This window comes from Blautia sp. DFI.1.216 (assembly GCF_020594215.1).
GTDB classification, from domain to species: Bacteria; Bacillota; Clostridia; order Lachnospirales; family Lachnospiraceae; genus Blautia_A; species Blautia_A wexlerae.
Map to the genome: position 1 here is coordinate 1 of NZ_JAJDML010000252.1, position 234 is coordinate 234.

1 pseudogene is annotated in these 234 nt (G+C 49.6%); it reads right to left on the reverse strand.

Features of this window, described 5'->3' with window-relative positions:
* Positions 1–234, reverse strand: a pseudogene (locus LJE11_RS21020) (virulence-associated E family protein); the annotation flags it as partial.

Consider the following 234-nt stretch of genomic DNA (forward strand, 5'->3'; position numbering starts at 1 on the left):
TTTCACGCTCCCAGCCCTTTTGTCTGCCATATTCGGAAAACATTCTTGGGTTCGGAAAGTACCGCCAGCCGGTAATGCACTGGTTCATAATCTCGTTGATTTCCCGGATTTCCCATTGCTTCGGCTCGTCAAAGGTATGGTTCAAGGCTTCCTTGTAAAGCTGCTTGGAACAGACCATGCTCCCGGTGTACTTATCAAGATACGCCTGTATCATTCCGGCTTTGGTGTCCTCCG